The organism is Xanthomonas sp. NCPPB 2933 (assembly GCF_056725225.1).
This window is the reverse complement of the sequence record NZ_CM161518.1, coordinates 2,867,694-2,891,084: the sequence shown is the minus strand read 5'-3', so window position 1 is coordinate 2,891,084 and position 23,391 is coordinate 2,867,694. Positions and strand designations below refer to the sequence as shown.

General features: G+C 63.2%; 20 protein-coding genes and 1 other RNA gene. 8 read left to right on the top strand and 13 right to left on the bottom strand.

Features of this window, described 5'->3' with window-relative positions; genetic code table 11:
* Nucleotides 1–274: 274 nt before the first annotated feature.
* The 6 genes from flgF to AC1PLU_RS11750 form a co-directional block, all read right to left on the bottom strand.
* Nucleotides 275–1,030, bottom strand: coding sequence for a flagellar basal-body rod protein FlgF (gene flgF / locus AC1PLU_RS11775; protein WP_006450210.1), 756 nt, complete (start codon nucleotides 1,028–1,030; stop codon nucleotides 275–277).
* A 135-nt stretch (nucleotides 1,031–1,165) separates the two neighbouring features.
* Nucleotides 1,166–2,389: a flagellar hook protein FlgE gene (gene flgE, locus AC1PLU_RS11770; RefSeq protein WP_481106315.1), complete on the bottom strand. Its 1,224-nt coding sequence runs from the start codon at nucleotides 2,387–2,389 to the stop codon at nucleotides 1,166–1,168.
* Between the two features lie 31 nt (nucleotides 2,390–2,420).
* The gene (locus AC1PLU_RS11765; RefSeq protein ID WP_481106314.1) at nucleotides 2,421–3,086 is read right to left on the bottom strand and encodes a flagellar hook assembly protein FlgD; all 666 of its coding nucleotides are present in this window, start codon (nucleotides 3,084–3,086) and stop codon (nucleotides 2,421–2,423) included.
* Between the two features lie 37 nt (nucleotides 3,087–3,123).
* Nucleotides 3,124–3,531: a flagellar basal body rod protein FlgC gene (gene flgC, locus AC1PLU_RS11760; RefSeq protein WP_023903962.1), complete on the bottom strand. Its 408-nt coding sequence runs from the start codon at nucleotides 3,529–3,531 to the stop codon at nucleotides 3,124–3,126.
* A 3-nt stretch (nucleotides 3,532–3,534) separates the two neighbouring features.
* On the bottom strand, nucleotides 3,535–3,936 hold the full coding sequence (gene flgB / locus AC1PLU_RS11755) for a flagellar basal body rod protein FlgB (RefSeq protein ID WP_481106313.1): 402 nt from the start codon (nucleotides 3,934–3,936) through the stop codon (nucleotides 3,535–3,537).
* Between the two features lie 330 nt (nucleotides 3,937–4,266).
* A complete protein-coding gene (locus tag AC1PLU_RS11750; protein ID WP_006450205.1) occupies nucleotides 4,267–5,211 on the bottom strand; it encodes a chemotaxis protein in 945 nt (314 codons plus the stop codon).
* Nucleotides 5,212–5,566: 355 nt separating this feature from the next.
* On the opposite strand from AC1PLU_RS11750, the gene flgA reads away from it, so the two are divergent.
* The 4 genes from flgA (at nucleotide 5,567) to AC1PLU_RS11730 (ending at nucleotide 8,326) form a co-directional block, all read left to right on the top strand.
* Nucleotides 5,567–6,211 (top strand): flagellar basal body P-ring formation chaperone FlgA, encoded by a 645-nt coding sequence (flgA, locus tag AC1PLU_RS11745; RefSeq protein WP_006450204.1) that lies wholly within the window; start codon nucleotides 5,567–5,569, stop codon nucleotides 6,209–6,211.
* A gap of 66 nt (nucleotides 6,212–6,277) precedes the next feature.
* Nucleotides 6,278–6,589, top strand: coding sequence for a flagellar biosynthesis anti-sigma factor FlgM (flgM, locus tag AC1PLU_RS11740; protein ID WP_006450203.1), 312 nt, complete (start codon nucleotides 6,278–6,280; stop codon nucleotides 6,587–6,589).
* Between the two features lie 15 nt (nucleotides 6,590–6,604).
* Nucleotides 6,605–6,937 carry a flagellar protein FlgN gene (locus AC1PLU_RS11735; RefSeq protein WP_006450202.1) on the top strand — a complete coding sequence of 111 codons (333 nt, stop codon included), beginning with the start codon at nucleotides 6,605–6,607 and terminating at the stop codon, nucleotides 6,935–6,937.
* A gap of 153 nt (nucleotides 6,938–7,090) precedes the next feature.
* Entirely contained in the window at nucleotides 7,091–8,326 is a 1,236-nt protein-coding gene (locus AC1PLU_RS11730) for an ATP-binding protein (protein WP_481106312.1), read from the top strand.
* 161 nt (nucleotides 8,327–8,487) lie between these two features.
* Here the strand turns inward: AC1PLU_RS11730 and AC1PLU_RS11725 are convergent, their stop codons facing one another.
* Both AC1PLU_RS11725 and AC1PLU_RS11720 read right to left on the bottom strand, forming a co-directional pair.
* Nucleotides 8,488–10,209: an EAL domain-containing protein gene (locus tag AC1PLU_RS11725; protein WP_006450200.1), complete on the bottom strand. Its 1,722-nt coding sequence runs from the start codon at nucleotides 10,207–10,209 to the stop codon at nucleotides 8,488–8,490.
* A 3-nt stretch (nucleotides 10,210–10,212) separates the two neighbouring features.
* Nucleotides 10,213–12,345 carry a sensor histidine kinase gene (locus AC1PLU_RS11720; RefSeq protein ID WP_255085298.1) on the bottom strand — a complete coding sequence of 711 codons (2,133 nt, stop codon included), beginning with the start codon at nucleotides 12,343–12,345 and terminating at the stop codon, nucleotides 10,213–10,215.
* A 119-nt stretch (nucleotides 12,346–12,464) separates the two neighbouring features.
* Here AC1PLU_RS11720 and AC1PLU_RS11715 point away from each other — a divergent pair, with 119 nt between their 5' ends.
* Nucleotides 12,465–15,251 (top strand): bifunctional diguanylate cyclase/phosphodiesterase, encoded by a 2,787-nt coding sequence (locus tag AC1PLU_RS11715; RefSeq protein ID WP_481093179.1) that lies wholly within the window; start codon nucleotides 12,465–12,467, stop codon nucleotides 15,249–15,251.
* Nucleotides 15,252–15,326: 75 nt separating this feature from the next.
* Nucleotides 15,327–15,403: non-coding RNA, sX9 sRNA (locus AC1PLU_RS11710), on the top strand.
* A gap of 997 nt (nucleotides 15,404–16,400) precedes the next feature.
* Here AC1PLU_RS11710 and AC1PLU_RS11705 read toward each other — a convergent pair.
* From AC1PLU_RS11705 to AC1PLU_RS11685, 5 genes are all read right to left on the bottom strand, one after another.
* Nucleotides 16,401–16,685, bottom strand: a complete 285-nt coding sequence (locus AC1PLU_RS11705) for a hypothetical protein (protein ID WP_481106311.1) — start codon at nucleotides 16,683–16,685, stop codon at nucleotides 16,401–16,403.
* A gap of 84 nt (nucleotides 16,686–16,769) precedes the next feature.
* Nucleotides 16,770–18,047 carry a methyl-accepting chemotaxis protein gene (locus tag AC1PLU_RS11700; RefSeq protein ID WP_176340961.1) on the bottom strand — a complete coding sequence of 426 codons (1,278 nt, stop codon included), beginning with the start codon at nucleotides 18,045–18,047 and terminating at the stop codon, nucleotides 16,770–16,772.
* 61 nt (nucleotides 18,048–18,108) lie between these two features.
* Nucleotides 18,109–18,723, bottom strand: a complete 615-nt coding sequence (gene hflD / locus AC1PLU_RS11695; protein WP_023903971.1) for a high frequency lysogenization protein HflD — start codon at nucleotides 18,721–18,723, stop codon at nucleotides 18,109–18,111.
* Entirely contained in the window at nucleotides 18,723–19,859 is a 1,137-nt protein-coding gene (mnmA, locus tag AC1PLU_RS11690) for a tRNA 2-thiouridine(34) synthase MnmA (RefSeq protein WP_115038952.1), read from the bottom strand. The genes hflD and mnmA overlap by 1 nt, the downstream gene beginning before the upstream one ends.
* Nucleotides 19,856–20,314 (bottom strand): NUDIX hydrolase, encoded by a 459-nt coding sequence (locus AC1PLU_RS11685; RefSeq protein WP_481106310.1) that lies wholly within the window; start codon nucleotides 20,312–20,314, stop codon nucleotides 19,856–19,858. Before AC1PLU_RS11685 ends, mnmA begins: the two co-directional genes overlap by 4 nt.
* A 262-nt stretch (nucleotides 20,315–20,576) precedes the next feature.
* Between AC1PLU_RS11685 and clpS the strand changes: the two genes are divergently transcribed.
* Entirely contained in the window at nucleotides 20,577–20,897 is a 321-nt protein-coding gene (clpS, locus tag AC1PLU_RS11680; RefSeq protein ID WP_043889778.1) for an ATP-dependent Clp protease adapter ClpS, read from the top strand.
* Nucleotides 20,898–21,039: 142 nt separating this feature from the next.
* The gene (gene clpA / locus AC1PLU_RS11675; RefSeq protein WP_115038957.1) at nucleotides 21,040–23,322 is read left to right on the top strand and encodes an ATP-dependent Clp protease ATP-binding subunit ClpA; all 2,283 of its coding nucleotides are present in this window, start codon (nucleotides 21,040–21,042) and stop codon (nucleotides 23,320–23,322) included.
* The last annotated feature ends 69 nt before the right edge of the window (nucleotides 23,323–23,391 follow it).

Sequence of the window (23,391 nt, the reverse complement as noted above, 5' to 3'; positions counted from 1 at the left end):
CTGCTTTGTTAAAAACCATGCGTACCGATCAACTCGACTGGTCCTTGCCCGCCCACTGTCGCGGGACCTTACGCGGCATGGATGCCGCGTAAGAGACTACACGGACGTACTTGCGGCGTGTCCCGCGACGGTGGGCGGGCAAGGGCCCTGCAGCCAAGCCACAGAGTGAGCCACTTTTAGCCGTTCAGAACAGAGTGCAGGGACGTACTTGCGACGTGTCCCGCGACGGTGGGCGGGCAAGCGCTCTGCAGCAAAGCCACAGAGTGAGCCACTTTTAGCCGTTCAGCCGCATCATCGAATTGGCAGATTGTGCGTTGTCGTCGCCGTTCTTGATGATCTTGACCTGCATTTCGAACTGACGCTGCAGCTGGATCATTTCCACCAGCGCACCGGCGGCGTCCACGTTGCTGCCTTCCAGCATGCCGCTGTTGATGGTCTTGCCGGTGGCGATCTGGAACGCCTGCGCTGGGTCGGTGCTGGTGTTGCGCATCAGCCCGTCCGGGCGCCGCGTCAAACGGTCGGCGGGGGCATCGACCACCTTCATCTTGCCGACGATGGCCATGGTCTGCGGGCCTTCGCCCTGCGGAATGATCGAGATGCTGCCGTCGCTGCCGATTTCCATCGCCTGGTGCGGCGGAATCGTCATCGGGGCGCCGCCTTCATCCAGCACCGCATGCCCATTGGCGGTCACCAGCTGGCCATTGGCGGTGAGCGCCAACTCGCCGTTACGCGTGTAGGCCTCGCTGCCGTCAGGCGACTGCACCGACAGCCAGCGGTCCTGTTGCAGCGACACGTCCAGCGGATTGCCGGTGACCTGTTGATGGCCCTGGCTGCGATCGAAACCCTGGTCCACATGCAGCGCATCGATCCGCGACGGATAGCCCTTGCCCTGGATCTTGAACGCCTCGGTGTTGGCCAACGCGGCCTTGAACCCCACCGTATCGACGTTGGCGAGATTGTGCGACACGGTGCCCTGCGCCTGCAGCGAAGCGCGGGCACCGGTCATTGCAACGTAGAGGGCTTTGTCCATGGGGCACCGGTATTCGAGAGTCGGGATTCGTAAAAGCAGGGTTGCTGCGAGTGGAGAGAAGGGAAGCGGGGCCGGTATCCGAATAACGCAATACCGGCTCCTGCCAATCCCTAATCTCCAATCACCAATCCCGGCTTATCGGATATTGATGATCGTCTGGGTGACCTGGTCCTGGGTCGAGATCATCTGCGAGTTGGCCTGGAAGTTGCGCTGGGCCACGATCATGTTCACCAGCTGCTCGGTCAGATCCACCGTGGAAGCTTCCAGCGAGCCGGATTCGATCTGGCCCAGGTCCGAGGTGTCCGGTGCGCCGATGCGGGCGGCGCCGGAGGTGTAGCTTTCGGCCCACATGTTGTTGCCCTGCGACTGCAGGCCCTGCGGGTTGACGAAGCTGCTCAGCGCGACCTGGCCCAGCGCCTTGTCGGCACCGTTGGAGTAGCGCGCGAACACCACGCCGCTGGTGTCGATGCTGATCTCGTTGAGCTTGCCGCTGGCGTAACCGTCCTGGCGGGTGTCGCGCAGTGCGAACGCTTCGCCGTACTGGGTGGAGCCAGTGACGTTGAGCTGCATGTTCAGCACGCCGGCGCCGGTGCTCGGGGTGAATGGGTCCATCGCGATGATGCCGTTAGCCGGGTTGGTCAACGCACCGGTGTCGGAGAACTGCAGCGCGGTCGGGGCACCGACCGCGGCGCCGTCTACGTAGTTGTGCACCTGCCATTCGTTCGGGTTGGCCGTCTTGACGAAGTAGGAGGTCTGCACATGGCTGACGCCCAACGAATCGTAGACGTTGATGCCGCCGGTGGAATGGCTATAGGTCTTGTCGTCGGCCGGGTTGAACGGGGTGACCGTCGGCGCGGTGGCATTACCGGGCAGGGTGAAGGCCAGGTTGACCGTGGAGGTCGACTTGGGCGGGCTGTCGGTAGTCAGCAACTGCAGGTCGGACAAACGGCCCACGTCGAAGCCATTGCCGCTGGGATTGGGCGCGAATACCTGCAGGCGCGCGCCCTGCGGGTTGACCACATACCCGTTGGCATCGGTCTGGAAGTTGCCGGCGCGGGTGTACATCTTGGCGCCGTTGGAGGACACGGCAAAGAAGCCTTCGCCGGAGATCGCCAGATCCAGGCTGCGCCCGGTCGGGTCGATATTGCCCTGCGAAAACTGCTGCGCCACATTGCTGACGCGCACGCCCGAACCCACCGCATTGCGCGACAGACCATAGCTGGTGCTCTGGAACATGTCGGCAAACTCGGCGCGCGATTCCTTGAAACCAGTCGTGTTGACGTTGGCGATGTTGTTGGAAGTCACGTTCAGATCGGCATTGGCTGCGTTGATGCCGGACAACGAGGTATTGAAAGCCATGGATGAGGTCCTTTAAGTGTCGGTTGCCGGCTCAGCTGACGCGGAGCACGTTGGCGAGCGGGGAAGTGCCTAGCCCGGTCAGGTTGAGATACAGGCCATCGGAGCCGATCGTGACGCTGTCTACCGGTGCGTCCACGTAGGTGGCCAGTTTGCTTTTGGAACCGGCGGTGTCGGTCTGGGTGGCGGTGACGCCGTATTTGCCCGCTGCCATGCGGTTGCCGTTGGCAGCGGTGCCGTCCCAGGCGAACGACACTTCACCGGCGGCGCTGGACGGCACGCTGAGCTGTTTGACGAAGGTGCCGTTGGCGTCGGTGATTTCAAAGTTGACCGTGCCGGCCGCTGTTGCGGCGACCACGCCCTTGGCCGAGTTGGTGGCGTCGATGGACACCTGCGCCGATGGCACCAGCACGTTGTGGCCAACCAGCGCCGCGCCCTTGAGCACCTGATCGCTGCTTTGCGATGCAGAAAAATTGCTGACCTTGGTATTGAGATCGCCAATGCCCTGCACGGTGGAGAACTGCGCTAACTGGCCCAGAAACGCGCTGTTTTCCATCGGTTTGAGTGGGTCCTGGTGCTGCAGCTGCTCGGTCATCAATTTGAGGAAGTCGGCCTGGCCGAGCGCTTCTTCCTTCTTGGCGACGGTGCTGCTGGTGCTCAGGCCGAGCGTTTTATAGAGGTCACTGCCGATCGTGCTCATCTGGAAAGGTCCGTTAGTAAAGGTCAGCTAAGAAGGGTCAGCGACCCATCGTGAGAGTCGCGAGCGCCAGTTCCTTGGCGGTATTGAGCATTTCCACGCCGGCCTGGTAGTTGCGCGAGGCCGAGATCATGTTGACCATCTGCGCCACCGGGTCCACGTCGGGCGAGAACACGTAGCCGTCGGCATCGGCCAGCGGATGGCCGGGCTCGTAGCGACGGATCGGCGGTGCGTTGGTGGTGGTGATCTCCTTGACGTTTACCGAGGTCAGGCTGGGATCCTGGCGGTTCTGCTGGGCCTGGAAGATCGGCTCGATCGGCTTGTAGGTCGCCTCGGCCGAGCCTGCGACAGAGTCCGCATTGGCCAGGTTGGAGGCGATCGTGCTCAGCCGGACCGATTGCGCATGCAGCGCAGAGCCGGCCACATCGAAGATGGGAAGATTGCTCATGACTTATTGGCCCGTGATCGCGGTGAGCATCGAGCGCACCTTGGATTCGAGGAAGCTCAGCGAGGCGCGATATTCCAGCGCGGCGCGGCCGTAGGCAGCGCGTTCGGCGTCGGCATCGACGGTGTTGCCGTCCAGGCTGGGCTGATCGGACTCGCGGGTGATCTGGAACGGGTTGAGCCCGCTGCTGCTGCCGATTTCGTAATGCTTGGCGTCGGTGGTCTGCATCAGACTGCCGTCGCGCATGCCCTCGGCGGATTTCAGCGCGGCCTCGAAGTCCATGTCCTTGGCCTTGTAGCCAGGGGTGTCCACATTGCTCAGATTGCTGGCAATGAGCTTCATGCGCTGCTCGCGCAGCGGCAGAGCATCGCCGTGGATGCCGAGGAAGGACGAAATGGAGTTGGACACGGTGCTCTCCCGCGAAGTGTTACCAGGGAGAAAGCAAAGTTTGTGCCAATCGAGGTGGTGCGGGCCGCAGAACGCGAAGAATGATCGGTGCTGCCGACGGACGGCGCCTTGGCCGTCCGCGAAACGCGATGGACCTGTGTCCGTCACGACGTTGGTTCAATCAAGCGCGCCAAGCCGAAGGTTCGGCATCCTGGGGCGGTCTGGAGTCGGCAGGTGTCACTTCAAAAGCGCGTCGACGCACTGACCACTTCTATGCCGCGAAGCCTTTTGCAGCCCGGCGCGACGCCTTGTTGCTGTTATCGGCTCGGATCCAGCAGCCGATTGGCCTGATCAGGCCGCTTCGGCGACCACTTTCAGGCGCGCCAACACATAATCGGCCAATTCGTGCGCGCTGTACTTGGCCACGAAGGCATTGGCGCCGACCTGTTCGACCATGGCGTTGTTGAACACACCCGACAACGAGGTATGCAACAGCACGTACAGGCCTTGCAGCCCCGGCGTGCGCCGGATTTCCGTCGTCAAGGTGTAGCCATCCATCGCCGGCATTTCGATGTCGGAGATCACCATCGCGTAGCGGTCGGCCGGATTCTCGCCTGACGCTGCCACCTGCAAGAGATGGTCCAGCGCCTGGCGGCCGTCAGACAACAAGGTTGCCGCGACGCCGAGCTGGTCGAGCACGCTGCGGATCTGCTGACGCGCCACCCGCGAATCGTCCACCACCAGCACCTGGAACTGCCGGTCGTAGGCAACCAGCTGCAGCGAGGGATCCAGCTGCACGTCCTTGCTGACCTTGGCGATGTCGGCGAGCACGCTTTCCACGTCGATCACCTGGATCAACTCACCCTGGAAACGGGTCACCGCTGTCAAATAAGTGGCTTCGGCGCCCAGTTCCGGCGGCGGATGGATATCTTCCACCGCAATATTGACGATGCGCTCCACGCCGCTGACCAGAAATCCCTGGACCGAGCGGTTGAACTCGGCCACCACCAGATAGCCAGGGCCGTTTTCGGAAAGCGTGTCGCGCTCCGGGTGGCCGATGGCCAGGCCCAAGTCCAGCACCGGCACCGAGCGCCCGCGCACGTCGGCAACGCCGGCGAACTCGGTCGGCAGGCCGGGGACCTGAAACAGGTCCGGGCGGCGCAGCACTTCCTGCACCTTGAAGACGTTCACGCCAAAAAGCTGGCGCCCGCCCAGCCGGAACAGCAGCAGGGCCAGTCGATTGTGGCCAGCCAGACGGGTGCGCTGGTCGATGCGGTTGAGCAGATCGTGGGTCATGGGGCAGATATCGACAGGGTGGCCCAATAACTTGAGGGGGCTTTGCAGGCTGCGGAGTGCCACCGGGATTCGGGAATCGGGATTGGGGATTCGCTCAAGCGCTGGGATTGGGTGATTTGGGATTGGCTCAAAGGCGTGCACTAGCGAGTGGTCAGGCCGCTGCTGCTTCTGCGTCCTTGAAAGCTTAAGTGACAGTTGGTCGGATAGATGCAGTGGGTGAAAGGGCCTTGGCAACGAGTAAACGAATCACCGGCAAAGCCGCCTTTGCGAATCCCCAATCCCGAATTTCCAATCCCGGCAAAAAACAGGCACACCTCTTGCACTGTCTGTTTCGTCTTCCTCCGGATCTGGTCCCATGCGCCTGCTACTGCTTGTCATTCTGTTGGCTGCCGCTCCGGCCTGGGCCCAGAGCTACCAGTCTGTCGATTCCATCCGTGCTGCCGCCCTGGCCACCGTCGGCCCCGATGCCGAGGCCGAGGCCACGCTCGATCCGGGTCTGCGCATGCCGGCTTGTCCGATTGCGCTGCAGGCGCAGCCCACCGGGACCAACACCGTCGAAGTGGCCTGCCCGCAGCCGGCCGGCTGGCGTCTGTTCGTGCCGCTCAAGGTGCGTCGCAATCAGGACGTGCTGGTGTTGCGCCGCGGCATCAGCGCTGGAGAAACCATCTCGCTGGCCGATATCAGCATCGAGAAACGCGATGCCGCGCGCATTGTCGGTGCGGTACTCGCCGATCCGGTGGCTGCGGTGGGCAAGACCGCCCGGCGCATTCTGCCGGCCGGGTCGCTGCTGTCGTCGAACGATCTGGTCACGCAGCGGCTGGTGCGGCGCGGCGATACGGTGCCGCTGGTGTCGCGCAACGGCGGTCTGGAAGTGCGCATGAGCGGTCGCGCCTTGTCGGACGCTGGCGAAAACGAGCGCGTCTCGGTGGAGAACTCGTCCTCGCGCCGGGTGGTGCAGGGGATCGTCGAAGCGAGCGGGACCGTTGTGGTGTCGAGATAGAAATTCGCTATAAAGTTTTTTTTTGGCATGCCGTTATCCCCTACGACCTGTAGAGGAGTTCCTGACATGACCCAGAAAATCGAAGGCAATCTACCGACCGCCGCCACCCTTCGTACCGCCGCCACAAGCAGCAAGATCGCTTCGGCCGGTGAAGACCGCGCGTCCCCGATTGCAGCACTTCCGCCCACCGACAGCGTCAAGCTGACCGGCGAGGCCACCAACCTGCAGAACTTGCAGCGCACGCTTTCGCAGTCCTCGGCGATCGACACCGGTCGCGTCCAGGCAGTGAAGGAGTCGTTGCAGAACGGCAGCTATTCCATCAACCCGGATGCCATCGCCAGCCGCATGATGGATCTGAATCAGCAACTGGCGGGTTAATTCCCAGCCGAAAGGATGAACGTGAACGAGTTCCTGCAACGTCTCAGCGACGCGCTGGCCGGCGAACGCCAGGCATTACTCGAGAACGACATCGATGGGTTGATGCGGCATACGCAAGACAAGCTCTCGGCACTGCGCGCGCTCGAAGCGCGAATGCCCGAAGGCGAAGAAGCGCGTCTGCGCGAACTGGCCGAAGCCAATCGCGCCAACGGCGCGCTGCTGGCACGTCGGCGTCGCGAAGTGAACTGGGCACTGCGTCACCTGGGCCGCACCGAGAGTGCACCGTCCTATGACGCCAAGGGTCAATCGAGCGTACTGCGCGGCGGACGTTCGCTGGCAGTGGCTTGAGCGATTGATCTCGCGTAGAGCGTGCGTGCGCGTTGTCCAGCGCATACGCGTCGCGTAATCCGAGCTGCCCGGCGTGCCAGATCGTGGCGTTGCGCAATACGGCGCGTAGGCGGTTGGGCGTATATTGACGCGTCTTCTACGCCGCCTCTTCCCGTGACTGCCAAGTTTTTTCTCAATCAGACCCTATTGCCGTCTTCGGACATGCTGCGCGCCTTCGGCGATCAGATGCTCGAGGGCGTATTGCTGTTCCGCGCAGACGGGCAGCTGATTCTGGCCAACGCCATCGCGCGCCAAAGCCTGTGCAAGGAAGACCCCGACGACGATCGCAATCTCGGCGAGCGGATATCGCAGGTCTTGCCGTCCGATGCGCTCAATCAGGCGCGTAGCAAGGGCACCTGGACCGGCAGCCTGCCGGTCGGCGACCGCGTGGTCATCGCGCATCTGTACTACAACGAAGAGCAGGGCGTCGGGCATTTTCTGGCGTTGTTTCACAACATCGAAGGCCAGCAGGATTACGAGCGCGAGCTGCAACAGCGCCACGCCGAATTGCGCCAGGCCTACCTGCGTCTGAACGGTGCGCAGGACAAACTGCTGCAATCGGAAAAGATGGCCTCCATCGGCCAGCTCGCTGCGGGCGTGGCGCACGAAATCAATAATCCGATCGGTTATGTGCACTCCAACCTGGGTAGCCTGCAGGAATATCTGCGCAGCCTGTTCACGCTGATCGAAGCCTACGAGCGCGCGCTGCAGGCGCCGGATCCGAAGGCGCTGATTCCCGAAATCGACGAGATCCGCAACCGCGCCGATATCGACTTCATCAGCCGCGATCTGCCGCAGCTGATGGCCGAGTCGCGCGAAGGCATCGAACGGGTGACCCGCATCGTGCGCGACCTCAAGGACTTCTCGTATTCGGACCGTTCCGAGTCGTGGAAGATGGTGGACCTGCACGCCGGCCTCGAATCCACGATCAACATCATCTGGAACGAGCTCAAGTACAAGGTGACCCTGGAGCGCAATTACGCCGAGTTGCCGCTGGTGGAATGCCTGCCGTCCGAGCTCAATCAGGTCTACATGAACATGCTGCTCAACGCCGGCCAGGCGATTGTCGAGCGCGGCACGATTACCGTGACCACCGGCCGCGAAAGCACCGATGGCACCGAGCAGGTCTGGATCCAGTTCCAGGACACCGGCGCCGGCATCGCCCCGGACCTGATGCAACGCATCTTCGACCCGTTCTTCACCACCAAACCGGTCGGCAGCGGCACTGGTCTGGGCCTGTCGATTTCCTACGGCATCATCAACAAGCACCACGGCCGTATCGACGTCGAAAGCACACCGGGGCAGGGCGCGAGCTTCCGCATCGTGTTGCCGGTGCGGCAGCCGCGGTAGCGCTGGCGCGCTGGGATTGGTGATTCGGGATTAGGGATTAGGGATTCGGGATTCGGGATTGGGGATTGGGGATTAGGGATTAGGGATTAGGGATTGGCAAGGGTAGCTTTGCGGCGCGCTTGCCGCTTGCCTTGCTTTAGCAAATCCCCAATCCCGAATCCCTACTCCCGGCCGTTCCGCAGCTCATCGTGCGTGCGGAAGGCCTGACGGATATGCTCGCGCAGTTCGTCGTCGTTCCAGGGCTTGGTCAGGAAGCGGTAGATCGCGCCGCGGTTGATCGCCTCGGTCACGGTGGCCAGATCTGTGTAGCCGGAGAGCACCAGGCGCACGGTGTCGGGGTAGAGCATCTTGACCCGGCCCAGGAACTCGGTGCCGCTCATGTCGCTCATGCGCTGGTCGGAGAGGATCACCTGCACGTCGTTGGTGGCGAGCAGGTCGAAGGCATCGCGGACATTGCCGGCGGCCAGGATCCGGTAGCCGTCGCGGCGGAACAACCGCACCAGCGAGCGCAGCACGTTTTCTTCGTCGTCCAGCAACAACAGCGTGCGGTCGGGGCGACTTTCGGCAAACGATTCCGGGCGCAGATAGCGGCGACGTAACGCCATGCCTGCCGACTCGGCCGACATCGGTTCGCCGAACAGATAACCCTGGAAAATGTCGCAATCGTTGCGACGCAGAAAGCCCAGCTGCGCCTGCGATTCCACACCGTTGGCGATCACCGTCATGCCGAGCTGGTGGCCCATCGCGATGATCGCGCGCGCAATCGCCGCCTCGCGGCTGCCGGCCGGTGCGCTCTTGATGAAGCTGCGATCGATCTTGAGTCGATCCACCGGATACCGCACCAGCGCACTGAGGCTGGAATCGCCGGTACCGAAGTTGTCCAGACTCAGGCTGATGCCTTCGTTGCGCAGGTTGGCCATCGTCTCGTGGACGAAGTTGACGTTGTTGGTCAACGCGCTTTCGTTGATCTCCAGCGTGACAAATTGCGCCGGCACGCCAGCGGTCTGCAGCATGCCCATGACTTCGTTGAAGAAGCCCGGGCGCAGCAACTGCAGCGTGGACACATTCACCGCAATGCTGAAGTCGTCGAACCCCTGGTCGCGCCACAGACGCGCCTGGCGCACCGCGTTCTGCAGCACCCATTCGCCGATCTGCACGATCACGCCCAGGCGCTCGGCGGTGCGCATGAAACGCTCCGGCACCAGCATGCCCAGCGTCGGCGACTGCCAACGCAGCAAAGCCTCCATGCCCACGATGCGGCCATCGCGCGCGCTCACCAGCGGCTGATAGCGCAGACGCAGCTCGCCATGCGGAATCGCATCCACGATCTGCCGCGCGATGATGCTTTCGCTATGCGCACTGGTGGTCGAGTTGCGCGTGTACAGCCGCACCGTGTTGCCGCCTTCGCGCGCAGCCTGGTAGCTGGCTTCCTCGGCGTAATCGAGCAGGATCGACAGCGAGCTCGAGTGTTCCGGGCACAAGCTGATGCCGACCTTGCCGGTCATGAACAAGGTGTACGGCAACACCGACAACGGCAATTCCAGCTGCTGGCGGATCTCTTCGGCGAAATCTTCCGGCAATGGCGTGTCTTCGCGACGCACCGCCACCACCACCATTTCATCGCTGCCGTGACGCCACAACTTGCCGCGCGCGCCAAGGAAATCCTGCAGCCGGCGCGCGACCAGCGTCAGCGCCTGATCGCCGACCTCGGCACTCATGTTCTCGTTGATCGAGGCAAAGTGATCGATATCGATATGGAACACCATCAACGGCGGGCCGCCGGATGCGGCAGCGTCCACCAGATGCAGCAGTTCGGGATTGCCTGCACCCAGGCGCGTGGGTTTGACGATTTCCAATCCAGGCGGAATAACCGGGCTCCACATGACTCAACGTCCACCATCGTCGTGGACGGACTCGCCGACCGGGTGATAGGGCAGGCGCAACGTCACGCGCGTGCCTGCTCCGGGGGCTGATTCTATCGCGAGCGCGCCGCCGACGGTTTGCGCACGCTCACGCATCACGATCAGCCCGAGACCGCGCGGGCCTTCGGGTTCGAAGCCATCGCCGTCATCGCTCACTTCCAGGCGAAAGCTCTGGCTGTCGATCGTCTGCAGGCTCATGCGCACTTCGCCCGCGCAGGCATGTCGCAACGCATTGGTCAGGCTTTCCTGCGCGATGCGAAAACACGCCTGTTCGATTTCGTTGCCGGGGCGTACGTCCAGGGCCTGGATATCCAGTTCCAGATGCACCTGCGAGGCGCGGAACAACATCGAGGCCTGCCAGCGCAACGCCGCTTCCAGACCCAGTGCATCGAGTTGTGGCGGGCGCAACAGCATCGACAGATTGCGCAGCTTGGTCACCGTGCTGTCGGCCAGCGACACCACCTCGAGCAGATCCTCGCGACGCGCGGCCGGGTCCAGCTCGTCCAGCGCGGCATGTGCGGATAGCTTCATCGCGGTGATCGCCTGGCCGATATCGTCGTGCAGATCGCGCGAGATCGCACGGCGCTCGTCTTCCTGCAACGAGAACAACCGCTTGGCCATCGCCTGAAGTTCGGCATTGCTTTCGGCCAGGGCGTCGCGCATACGCTCGGGTTCGCTCAAGTCGCGCACCACCAGCAACTTGCAGGCGCGCCCGCCATAGCGGATATCGCCAGCCGACAGGCCGGCATAAAAGGTGCTGCCATCGCGACGGCGCATCGCCCGTGCGCTGGACACCGGCTCGTTGCGGTCGCTGCCCGCGCGCAGATACTCGCGCACGATCGGCAGATCATGCTCGCCGACCAGCGTCTGCAACGGTTCACCCAGAATGGTCTCGCCCTGGAAGCCGAACTGCGTCGAGCCTGCCGCATTGGCATACATCACGTGCTCGTCGGCCAGGATCAGCACACCATCGGGTAGCACACGCACCAGCTCGCGGAACTGTTCCTCGCGCTCGCGCAGCAGGCGCCGCGATTGTTCGCGCTCGCTCACATCCTGCAGCGTGCCGTGGATATGGCGTGCGCCGCTCGTCGTGGTGACGCTCTCGGCACGCAGGTGCACGGTGCGCGGCTGCGAGTCGCCGCCAGTGAGCGGTAGCAGCACATCGATCTGCACCTGCCCACCAGTGCACATGTCTTCGATCATCCGTTCGATGCGTGCCTGGGTGGCGGTATCCGAGGCGGTCAGCAATTCTTCCAGTCGATGTTCGCGGCGATGCATCGGCACGCTGCGGCCCAGCAACCGATACACCGCCGGCGAATAACGGCCCAGGCCGGTGGCGCGATCCAGCTGCCACGAGCCCAGCCGCGCAATGCCTTGCGCTTCTTCCAGCCGCTCAAGCGCTTCGTCGCGCAGATGTTGCGCCTGGCGCTCCTCGCTGCGGTCCACGGTGACCACCAGGCGGGCAGGGCCGCTGGCCAGATGCAGCTGATTGCTGCGGATCTCGACATGGCGCGGGCCGCTGCGGGTCAGCAGATCCTCGTGCAGGGTGCAGGTGTCATCGCCCTTGGCGCGGATCTGGGTGATGATTTCTTCCAGGCGCACGCCGTCGGCATTGGGCCAGATCGCCTGCAATGTCTGCTGCAGAAACTCGTCGCGCTCCCAGCCGAAGAATTCCAGCGCTGCCGGGTTGGCATCCAGGATGCGCAGCGTGGCCAGGTCGTAGATCAGGGCCGGGCTGGGCAGGGCCAGAAACTTGGCCTGCAGCAGCGCCTCGGACTGCGCCAGTTGAGCGTGCTCTTCCACGATCAGCGCGACAAAGCGGCGTAGCACCAGATGGATCACGATGCTCGACACCACCAGGAAGCTCGCATCCGACCAGCGCTCCGGCATGGCGGCGCCGGCCAGGTGCAGCAGCCGGTTGCCCAGCAGCAACCACACCACACCAGTCAGCAGATACAGCCCTGTTAGCGTCCACAGACCCTGTTGCAGGCGTTCGGCGAGGCGAAGTCGGGAGACGGGGGCGGACGAAAACGCGGGCGCGGCAACGGGATCAGGCATGGGTCCGCGAACGACCTTTGGAGCGGGCGATGCAGACATCTTAGCCGTAACTCGGCCCGGTTCGGTCGTGCCGCAAACAGGTACCTCAACTAATCGCCAAAACGGCCGTTATCCATTGCGACTCCGAGGCAGGGGTCGATTCTTCGGAGTGTTCCAGAGTGGACTCAGGCGTCATTGCAAGCATGCTGCAGCACCCGTTGACCTCAGCGGTGGTGTTGTTGGATGCGCATGGTCAGCCTCTGGCGGCCAACCGCGTTGCGCAGTCGCTTGGATTGCCGGCAACCCTGGGTGCCTATGCCGAAGTTCTGGAAAGTAGCCGAGCCCAGGTGGCCGATAACGGCGGCATGGCGGCCTGCGTGCTGCCGGGCACCGGCGGCGGGCGTCTGGAAGGTTGGTTGCGCGCAGTCTGCGACGAACACGGCCAGGTGATGGCCTTCACCCTGAGCATTCCCGAGCCGGTGGGCGCCGATGGCACCAGCCGTTGGGAAATGGGTCTGGACAGCGCCGATCACGGTTTGTGGGATTGGGATATTCCTGCAGACGTGGTGTACCGCTCGGAGCGCTGGACCCGCATGCTCGGTTACTTGGAGCAGCCGCTGCCGAACAATCTCACCGCCTTGTCCGGGTTGATTCATCCCGACGACCATGCGCTGGTCAGTGCCGCCGTACAGGCGCACCTGGATGGGCGCACCGATACCTATGTGGCCGAATTCCGCTTGCGTCAGAGCGATGGCCAGTGGCGCTGGATCCTCGATCGCGGCCGCGTGGTCTCGCGTACCGCCGACGGCCGCCCACTGCGCATGGTCGGAACGCATACCGACGTGCATCACCACAAATTGCTCGAGCAGCAGCTACGCGAGCAGCAGGCCCAGCTCGAAGATGCCCAGCGTATTGCCAGCATGGGCAGCTGGAGCTTGGACACGCTCAAAGACGCGTTGTGGGTCTCGCCCGATTTCCTGCAGCAGCTCGGCATGACCCAGGTACGGCTGCAGAGCATTCGCGACATCCTGCGTCTGCTCGGCCGGCCCTCGATTGCGCAGCTGCGCAGCGCCTGGCGCAAGATCAAGCACGAAGGCATGCCGATGCATTTCGAGCTGGAAATCAATGGCCTTGTCGGCATCAATCCGCATCATCTGCGGGTGTGGGCACAGCCGGTCTTCGATGGCGACGGCACCATGGTGCGCCTGCTCGGCCAGCTGCAGAACGTCACCGAGCAACGCCAGACCGACGCGCTGATCCGCTGGCGCACCGAGTTGCTCAACCGCGTCTCCGCGCTGGGCAAGATCGGCGGCTGCGAGATCGAGGTCGACACCCGGCGCATGCAGTGGACCGAGGAGTGCTATCGCATTCATGGCCTGCGCAAGGAAAACATCACCCTGGAGCAGGCGCTGTCGCTGTACACCCAGGATTCGCGCGACGCCTTCGAAGCGGCGCTGCTGCGGATTTCCGATGGCGGCCTGCCCGAGCAGCTGGAGCTGTGTTTCTACCGCAACTCCGGCCAGCGTGTGTGGGTGCAGGTACTGATCGAACTGGACCGCCGCGAAGGCCTGCCGCCGCGTTTTGTCGCCCTGTTCCGCGATGTCACCCGCGAACGCGAAGCCAACGAGCGCATCGAGCTGCTGGCGCACTACGACCGTCTGACCGGCTTGCCGAACCGCTTTCTGCTGCGCGAGCAGGCAGAGAACGCGATTCGCGAAGCGCATGAGCGCGGTCAGGTGCTGGCGATGCTGCTGATCGATCTGGATGGCTTCAAGAGCATCAATGATTCGTTCGGCCATGCCACCGGCGACAATTTGCTCAAGCTGGCGTCTTCGCGCCTGCATCAGCATTTGCGCAACAGCGATCTGTTCGGTCGCTTCAGCGACGACGAATTCATCGTGCTGCTGCGCGATCTGGGTGAGCCGGAAGATGCCGGCCACGTGGCGCGCAAGTTGATCAGCGCGCTGGGCGAGCCGCTGCGCAAGGACCACGTCACCCTCAAGCTCGGTGCCAGCATCGGGATTGCGCTGCAGGGCGATGGCCTGTCGGATTTCGACAGCCTGCTGCGCGCCGCCGATGCGGCGATGTACGCGGCCAAGGAATCCGGCCGCAACACCTTCCATTACTACAGCCAGGACGTGCTGCTGCGTGCGCAGCGCCGCCTGGAGCTGGAGCACGCGCTGCAGGGTGCGCTCGAGCGCGAAGAATTCACGCTGGTCTACCAGCCGCTGGTCAACACGGTCGGCGATACCTCGCCGGCGATCGAAGCGCTGATGCGCTGGAATCGTCCTGGTCATGGTCCCTGCAGCCCGGTCGAGTTCATTCCGATCGCCGAGGAATGCGGCGAAATCGTGCGTCTGGGCGAATGGGTCATCGGCGAAGCCTGCCGCCAGGCCGTTGTCTGGGACCGCGCCGGGCTCAATTTCAGCCGCATTGCAGTCAATGTGTCTGCGGTGCAGCTGCGCGAGCGCGGCTTTGCCGAGCGTGTGCTGGAAATCTGCCGCGACAACGGTTGGTCGCCGTCGCGGCTTGAGCTGGAACTGACCGAATCGGCATTGATCCGCGATTCGGATTCGCTGCGCCGCTGCTTCGAGTTGTTCGAACAGAACGGCGTGCTGCTGGCGGTGGACGATTTCGGCACCGGCTTCTCGAATCTGCACTATCTGAACCGTTTCCCGGTGCAGCGCCTGAAGATCGACCGCAGCTTCGTGCAAGGCATGCTCGACGACGCCAACACCGCTGAAGTCACCCAGGCCATCGTGCATCTGGGCCATGCGCTGGGCATGCAGGTGGTCGCCGAAGGTGTGGAAACGGTGCAGGAAGACGCACTGCTGCGCCTGCAGGGCTGCGACGAGATCCAGGGTTACTTCTACTCGCGCCCTTTGTCGCCACGCGACATGGCGCAGTGGCTGCGCGAAGCCGAAGCCGGCATGCGGCTCGGTGCGCGGTTGGTCATCGCCAACTGACCTAGTGTGTGGCATCGCCCGCATTCAGAGCGGCTGACAAAACTGCTGCGAAGTCGCCAGGCGGGTGCGGCCGGCATCTAACACTCGTGCATTCCGGTTCGTCCGCGCCTTCCACGCCCATCCTGATGACTGCTCGCTACATTTCGTTAGCCGCCGCTAGTCAATCAAGGGCGTGATGCCCTCACCAGCGCCAAGCAGCAAATCAGCGCTCTACAACTGATCTATCCGCGCAAACCAACCACTCTCCACGACAAGCGAGCTATCGAGTCGTAGCGTTATTTGGCCAAGGTCAAAAGTTGAGTCAGTCGAGGGCGCGATGCCCTCACCGCTCGCGGGACACGCCGCAAGTACGTCCATGTAGGCTCGGTGGCGGCATCCATGCCGCCACACGGTCCCGCAATCGGTGAGGACACCGCACCAGCGCGTTGATCGGTGGCCCAGGTAAAAGCATTCCCGATGCTCGACTTGCGTTGGGATGCTGATCGGACGAGCCGTTATCCGAACATTGCGCGCGGTGCATTGCTTGCAAACATGCACACCGACATTTTCGACTGGTCCTTGCCCGCCTACCGTCGCGGGACCTTACGCGGCATGGATGCCGCGTAAGAGCCTACATGGATGTACTTGCGGCGTGTCCTGCGATGGTGGGCGGGCAAGGGCCCTGCAGCCAAACCGCAGATCATCCGCTCTAAGACCGATCTATCCGAAGTCTCCAACGACGTGAAGAAAACGGAGATGTCGAATCCTAGCAGCGCTTAGATGCAAAAAACGCTTGGTCAATCGAGGGCCCTGCAACCAAGCCGCAGATCAGCCCGCTCTGCAACAACACATTGCGAGCGTCTAATACCCCCAAGAAAACCGAGATCTCACGGGTTTTTATCGCGAGCAAGCACCTAGCTCGCAAGCGCACTCGCGCAAAATGTCGCGCACCACCTCATCCCCATGACATCGCATCGATCGAAGCGTCACGTTGTGTCGCAGAAGTCGCAGAGCAGGCGGGCAGGGGAGACGTCACCCTAATGCTGCAATCGAAAGGTGCTGCGTGGTTCAGAGCCAGGCTTGTCGGCACCGCCTAACCCATCATCGATAACTCAGGCAGTCACGACAACCAGCGGGGCGCCTGCCGAGGCACGCCCCGCCGTTTCGATATCAGCGTCCGGACACGCTGACCGCGGCACCGTCCAGGCCCAGATCCCACGCTACCGTTGCGAACAGCAATTCTTCTTCGCTGCTGCTACGGCGCGGATGGATCAATGCCTGCACCTCCGCACGTGCCGCGCATTCCAGCCGTTCCAACGCAGCCGGCATGCGCACGCGTCGCGGCGTGGGCCGGGCAGCATCGCTCTGCGCGATGCGCTCGGCCTGTGCAGCCGCAACGACGGCTGATTCCAGCACAGCGGTGGGTACATCGAGGGTCGGGGCGAGAAGCGTCATGAGCGGAACACCAGGTCGTTGCGGAACGACAAATCCCCGGGGAGGCCGGGGAATGTCGGGGTCAGATGGTGCGTGGCATCGGTCTTAGAACAACTCGACCGTGCCGGCACCCATGCCTTGCTGCGCTACCGGCTTGTGCGGCGGGCGCTCCCATTCCACACGCATATCGCGCAGGCGGGTAGACACCTTCTGCAGCGCGGCGACCAGATCGCTGTCGTACACGCCGCCATTGCGATGCAGCAGTTCCTGCAGCGCCACCGCTTCACGGTTGATCGCGGTGAGGCGATCGAGGTGCGTGTGGATGCCGCTCAGCGTCTGCGTGGCGATGTCCTCGAACTGCAGGGCACGCACCGCTTCGGCCACGCTACCGTCGATGGAGCGAGCGCACTCGGAAATTTCGCGCATGCCATCGCCCAACGAGGCGTTGATCTGAGCGACATTCTCCAGCATCGCCGCCGATTCATGGCGGGCTTCGCGGGAACGATCCATGTGACGCGAGGCCAGCTGCGAGACCGTTTCACGCACCTTGGAGATCGATTCCTTGGAGCTGTGTGCCAGCTTGCGGATCTGTTCGTTGAAGGTGGTGGAACGCTCTGACAGGTTGCGCACCTCGTCGGCGACCACCGCGAAGCCACGACCGGCTTCACCGGCACGTGCTGCTTCGATGGCGGCGTTCAAGGCCAGCAGGTTGGTCTGGTCAGCAATCGACTTGACGTCTTCCAGCAGCGCGAAGATGCCATCCAGGTGCTGCGCCATCTCATCGATGTGATGCACCGTGTTGGTACTCTGGCCGCTCACCTGTTCCAGCGCTTCCACCAATTGCTCCATGCGGGAGCTGGCGTGCTGGGCGAAGCGGGCGACGTCGACGCCGGCGCTGCCATCGTCACCGGCACGGTCGACGATGCGGGCCAGTGCCTGGCTTTGCTGACGCGACTTGCGGTTCATCGCTTCGAAGCTGCCACCCAGACCGGACACGGCCTGGCGGATCAGTTCGCGGGCACGCTCGACTTCCGAGCGCGAACCGTCGACTTCGTTGCTGACGAACGTACGCAGTTCGTTGAGCAGTTGGTCCTGCTCGCGCAGGATGCGGGTCTGGTCCGGATTACGCCGGAACTGGGAATACGTCACCCAGGCAGCGAAAACCAACCAACTAAGGGTCATGGTCGCCAGGATCGCCCAGCGCACCGAAGCGGGCCAGTCGAATCCGACAGCGAAGGGAAACAGCAAGGTCAGAGCCAAAGGGGCGGCTAGACGGATCAGTGGACGTGAATACATGGGCGTTCTCGGCAGAGTCACGGTTGCTGTATCGGCCGTACCCCCTTTGTCTTTAGCGACGATCGCCACATCGTCTCGCCCATTCAACCGCTGTTGACGCGCGCCAGCGGCCGCTAGCGCATGTGGCAAAGCATGTTTGTCGCGGAGTTCAACGCAGCGCGCGGTCCACCGCTTCGAGCATTGCGCGCTTGGCAAACAGAAAATCCCACAGGCTGCCACCCATCTGGCGCCACAACACCGCCGAGCGGACCGCTGCCAGCAGCAACGCACGGATTTCCGCCACCACGCCGGCCTGGCCCAGATAATGCGGGTTGCCTTGCACCATCACCTTGGGGCGCAAGTGGCTGATGGTCTGCGCATACAGCGCGCCCAGCGCGCTCAGCACGTCGGGGTGGCCACTGTCGCCCAGCGTCTGTGCCTGACGTGCGGCCGCCTCGATGCCGTTGGACACGGTGGTGACGGTGGCGGTGTCGCGCACGAAGCGGCGCTCCAGCTGCAGCACCGCCAACGCCAGGCGCGGCAACACCTCGTCCTGGCCCTGATTACGGAAATAGTTGTGCAGCAGCCGCAAGCCCGGTGCCAGATCGGTCGGCGAGCCGTACACGGCCTCCGGCGAGGAGGCATCCACCCGGAACACGCTGTCCATGGCGGTGCGCACCGTCGCCGCTTCCGAATGCCCGGTCTCGGCGATCCGCCGCACCTGCTGCAAGGCCTGGGCGACGCCGGCCAGCGCCAGCACACGGTGATCCATGGAAGAACTCATCAAGCCACTACCTCAGGTAAAAAAGAAGATCCCGCCAATTGGCGTTCCATCGGTGCATCGGTGGCCGCAATGACTGCGCCCCCCAGGCATTCTTCGCCGTCGTACAGCACCAGCGATTGCCCCGGTGTCACCGCACGCTGCGGCCGCTCGAAACGCACCTGCACGCTGCCATCGTCCTGCACCTCCACCGTGCACGGTTCATCGGGCTGCCGGTAACGCGTCTGTGCGGTGCAACTGAAGCTGCGCGCCGGCGGCGCCCCGGTGACCCAATGGGCCTGCTCGGACTGCAACCAATGCGATTGCAGCAGCGGGCTGTCGCGGTCTTGGTCGACATACAACACGTTGCTCGCCACATCCTTGCCAACCACATACCACGGCGCGGCAGCACGCCCACGCACGCCGCCGATGTTCAGGCCTTCGCGCTGACCCAAGGTGAAATAGAACACCCCCGGATGTTCGGCGATGCGCTGCCCCTGCGGGTCGCGGATCTCGCCGGTGCGCGCAGGCAGATAACGGCCCAGGAACTCGCGAAAGTCGCGCTCGCCGATGAAGCAGATGCCGGTGGAATCCTTCTTGGCATGCGTCGGCAAGCTGGCGTCCTGGGCGATCCGGCGCAGCGTACTTTTTTCCAGATCGCCGATCGGGAACAACGTTGCCGCCAGCTGGGTCTGCCCCAGTTGGTGCAGAAAATAACTCTGATCCTTGCCGCGGTCGGCACCACGCAACAGGCGCCACCGCCCGCCGCTGTGCGCAACCCGCGCGTAGTGACCAGTGGCGATGCGTTCGGCACCCAGCGCCTGGGCCGCATCCAGGAAATGCTTGAACTTCACTTCGCGGTTGCACAGCACGTCCGGGTTGGGCGTGCGCCCGGCCGCGTATTCGGCCAGAAAATGCTCGAACACGCCGCCCCAGTATTCGCTGGAAAAATCGCGGAAGTGAAACGGGATCCCCAGCACCCCGCAGACCGCTACCGCATCGCGACGATCATCTTCGGCGCGGCAATCGCCGCTGCCGTCGTCGGCCCAGTTCTGCATGAACAGCCCGGCGATCGACTCGCCTTGCTGGGCAAGCCGCCACGCCGCCACCGACGAATCCACGCCACCTGACACGCCAACGATGATGCGCGGCGTACTCATGCGACGTGCTGCACCAACGCCAACGGATAGCGTTGGCCGGCCAGATAATCTTTCACCACTTCCCACACCAGCGGACTGCGTAGCCGGCCGGCCGCGCTGCGCAGTTCTTCCGGGGTCATCCACAGTGCGCGTACCACCCCGGTATCGAGGCTGCGCTCGGGGTGGTGGGTCAGCGCATCGGCGACGAAGGCAAAGCGCAGAAAACACTGGCCGCTTGGCGCAACCCACTGGTAGGTGCCGATGAACTGGGTCAGCTGCACATCCCAGCCGGTCTCTTCCAGGGTCTCGCGCACCGCTGCGTCCAGCAAACTTTCGTTCGGCTCCAGATGTCCGGCCGGCTGATTCAATAGCAGGCGGCCGCCGATGGTCTCCTCCACCTGCAAAAAGCGCCCGTCGCGCACCACCACGGTGGCGACGGTGACATCCGGGTGCCAGCGTTCTACGGGCGCGTTCATCGACATTGGCTCCGGCGGATGGAAAACCGGCGCGCAGCATCCGCACTCGCCACGATCACAACCCGTCTCACAGCTCGGCTCGAACGATCACGCGTACCAAGCCTCGGCGCGGATCGTTGCGTGGTGGAGGCGCACGACGGTGCCAGCGGCAGCGCGGTCACGGAATCGGTCATCAAGGGCCAGCCAGGGAATCGGAGACAAATTGTGCGGGCCGCGGCGCAAATCGTCCAATGCGCGCAACGATGAACCGTATAATGGCCACATGCCTCGTAATACTACGCACGAACACGATCACGGCCTGATGGTCGAAGCCAGCAAGCCTGAAGTGGCGCCACCGCCGCGTTATCAGGTGCTTCTGCTGAACGATGACTACACCCCGATGGACTTCGTGGTGACCGTTCTGGAGCAGTTTTTCAACCTGAGCCTGGAGCAGGCGACCCAGGTCATGCTGCATGTCCATACCCGTGGGCGCGGTGTCTGCGGGGTCTACAGCCGCGAGGTCGCCGAGTCCAAAGTGGCGCAGGTCAACGAGTTTTCGCGGATGAACCAGCACCCGCTGCTGTGCACGATGGAGCAAACCTGAGTTCGGTCAGGGATCATTCCAGCAGTGCAACACTGTGGCTGCAATCACATGCTAACGCCGTCTGAACATACCTATCCGATAGGGTTGTGGTAAATCCCAACAAAAGCCGCATATTGTTGGCAACAGCCGTTCGGAGTTACCAATGTTCAGCAAAGACCTAGAGCAAACCATCGGCCAGTGCTACAAGCGAGCACGCGAGGCGCGTCATGAATTCATGACCGTCGAGCACCTGCTGCTCTCGCTGCTGGACAACCCTTCCGCCCAGGCCGTCCTCAAGGCCTGCGGTGCGGACCAGGTGCGTTTGCACAACGACCTTGAACAGGCGATCGAGGCCTCGGTCTCGCGTCTGGCAGAAGACGATGGCCGCGATACGCAGCCGACCCTTGGCTTCCAGCGAGTGCTGCAGCGCGCGGTCTATCACGTGCAGTCCTCTGGCAAGAAGGAAGTCACCGGCGCCAATGTGCTGGTCGCCATCTTCGGCGAAAAGGACTCTCACGCGGTGTATTTCCTGAATCAGCAGGACATCACCCGCCTGGACATCGTCAATTACCTCTCGCACGGCATTGCCAAGCTCGGTGAAGACGGCGAGCAGCCGTCCGCGTCCGACGGCGAGCCCAAGAGCGAAGGTGGGGAAGGCGAGGCCAAGGGCGATGCGCTGGCCGAGTTCGCCACCAACCTCAATGAGCAGGCCCGCAACGGCAAGATCGACCCGTTGGTCGGCCGTGCCGACGAAATCGAGCGCACCATCCAGGTGCTGTGCCGCCGGCGCAAGAACAACCCGCTATACGTGGGCGAGGCCGGCGTGGGCAAAACCGCGATCGCCGAAGGCCTGGCCAAGCGCATCGTCGACAACGACGTGCCGGAAGTGCTGGCCGAAGCGGTGATCTTCTCGCTCGACCTGGGCGCGCTGGTGGCCGGCACCAAATACCGCGGCGATTTCGAAAAGCGTCTAAAGGGCGTGCTGGCGGCGCTGAAGAAGGTGCCGAATGCGGTGCTGTTCATCGACGAGATCCATACCATCATCGGTGCCGGCTCGGCATCGGGCGGCACCATGGATGCGTCCAATCTGATCAAGCCGGCGCTGTCGTCTGGCGAGCTGCGCTGCATCGGTTCGACCACGTTCCAGGAATACCGCGGCATCTTCGAAAAAGACCGTGCGCTGGCACGTCGCTTCCAGAAGATCGACATCGTCGAGCCGACCGTGGGCGAGACCTTTGAAATCCTGCAGGGCCTCAAGCCCAAGTATGAAGCGCACCACGGCGTGACCTACGCCGACGATGCGCTTCAGGCCGCCGTGGATCTGTCGGTCAAGCACATCGGCGACCGCTTGCTGCCGGACAAGGCGATCGACGTGATCGATGAAGCCGGTGCCCGTCAGCGCCTGCTGCCGGAAGGCAAGCGCAAGGAGCTGATCGACATCGAAGAGATCGAGACCATCGTCGCCAAGATGGCGCGGATTCCGGCCAAGCAGGTCAGCGCGACCGATAAGGACGTGCTGCAGCATCTGGAGCGCAATCTGAAGATGGTGATCTTCGGCCAGAACCCGGCGATCGAGACGCTGGCCGGCTCGATCAAGCTCGCGCGTTCGGGTCTGGCCAATCCGGAAAAGCCGATCGGCAACTTCCTGTTTGCCGGCCCCACCGGCGTCGGCAAGACCGAGGTGACCAAGCAGCTCGCGCTGCAGCTGGGCATCGAGCTGGTGCGCTTCGACATGTCCGAGTACATGGAAGCGCATTCGATCAGCCGTCTGATCGGCGCGCCTCCGGGCTATGTCGGTTTCGACCAGGGCGGCCTGCTGACCGAGAAGGTGGTCAAGACGCCGCACTGCGTGCTGCTGCTGGACGAAGTGGAGAAGGCGCATCCGGACATCTTCAACATCCTGTTGCAGGTCATGGATCGCGGCATCCTCACCGACACAAACGGGCGCGAGGCGAACTTCAAGAACGTGATCCTGGTGATGACGACCAATGCAGGTGCCACGCAGGCATCGCGGCGCTCGATCGGTTTTACCAAGCAGGATCATTCCACCGATGCGATGGAGTCGATCCGTCGCGGGTTCACACCGGAATTCCGCAACCGCCTGGACGCGATTGTGCAGTTCCAGCCGCTGGGCTTCGACCATATCCTGCGGGTGGTGGACAAGTTCATCATCGAACTGGAAATGCTGTTGCAGGAAAAGCACGTCTCGCTGTCGGCCACGCCGACCGCGCGCGACTGGCTGGCCCAGCATGGTTTCGATCCGCTGATGGGTGCACGCCCGATGTCGCGCGTGATCCAGGAGAAGATCAAGCGACCGTTGGCCGACGAGTTGTTGTTCGGCAAGCTGATCGCTGGCGGCCGGGTCAACATCGACGTCAAGGATGGCGAGCTGGTGGTGGAAGCGCATCCGGAACCGGAGCGTTTGCTGCCGGCCACTGTCGACTGACCGCTTTGCGATCTTGAAACAAAAAGCCGCTCATTCGAGCGGCTTTTTTTGTGTCTGCGGCATCGCGCT

What these genes read in the sequence shown, in the direction of transcription:
- flgF (WP_006450210.1), bottom strand. Translation starts at nt 1,030, where the DNA reads ATGGACAAAGCCCTCTACGTTGCAATGACCGGTGCCCGCGCTTCGCTG.
- flgE (WP_481106315.1), bottom strand. Translation starts at nt 2,389, where the DNA reads ATGGCTTTCAATACCTCGTTGTCCGGCATCAACGCAGCCAATGCCGAT.
- AC1PLU_RS11765 (WP_481106314.1), bottom strand. Translation starts at nt 3,086, where the DNA reads ATGAGCACGATCGGCAGTGACCTCTATAAAACGCTCGGCCTGAGCACC.
- flgC (WP_023903962.1), bottom strand. Translation starts at nt 3,531, where the DNA reads ATGAGCAATCTTCCCATCTTCGATGTGGCCGGCTCTGCGCTGCATGCG.
- AC1PLU_RS11750 (WP_006450205.1), bottom strand. Translation starts at nt 5,211, where the DNA reads ATGACCCACGATCTGCTCAACCGCATCGACCAGCGCACCCGTCTGGCT.
- flgA (WP_006450204.1), top strand. Translation starts at nt 5,567, where the DNA reads ATGCGCCTGCTACTGCTTGTCATTCTGTTGGCTGCCGCTCCGGCCTGG.
- flgM (WP_006450203.1), top strand. Translation starts at nt 6,278, where the DNA reads ATGACCCAGAAAATCGAAGGCAATCTACCGACCGCCGCCACCCTTCGT.
- AC1PLU_RS11735 (WP_006450202.1), top strand. Translation starts at nt 6,605, where the DNA reads ATGAACGTGAACGAGTTCCTGCAACGTCTCAGCGACGCGCTGGCCGGC.
- AC1PLU_RS11725 (WP_006450200.1), bottom strand. Translation starts at nt 10,209, where the DNA reads ATGTGGAGCCCGGTTATTCCGCCTGGATTGGAAATCGTCAAACCCACG.
- AC1PLU_RS11720 (WP_255085298.1), bottom strand. Translation starts at nt 12,345, where the DNA reads ATGTCTGCATCGCCCGCTCCAAAGGTCGTTCGCGGACCCATGCCTGAT.
- AC1PLU_RS11705 (WP_481106311.1), bottom strand. Translation starts at nt 16,685, where the DNA reads ATGACGCTTCTCGCCCCGACCCTCGATGTACCCACCGCTGTGCTGGAA.
- hflD (WP_023903971.1), bottom strand. Translation starts at nt 18,723, where the DNA reads ATGAGTTCTTCCATGGATCACCGTGTGCTGGCGCTGGCCGGCGTCGCC.
- mnmA (WP_115038952.1), bottom strand. Translation starts at nt 19,859, where the DNA reads ATGAGTACGCCGCGCATCATCGTTGGCGTGTCAGGTGGCGTGGATTCG.
- AC1PLU_RS11685 (WP_481106310.1), bottom strand. Translation starts at nt 20,314, where the DNA reads ATGAACGCGCCCGTAGAACGCTGGCACCCGGATGTCACCGTCGCCACC.
- clpS (WP_043889778.1), top strand. Translation starts at nt 20,577, where the DNA reads ATGCCTCGTAATACTACGCACGAACACGATCACGGCCTGATGGTCGAA.
- clpA (WP_115038957.1), top strand. Translation starts at nt 21,040, where the DNA reads ATGTTCAGCAAAGACCTAGAGCAAACCATCGGCCAGTGCTACAAGCGA.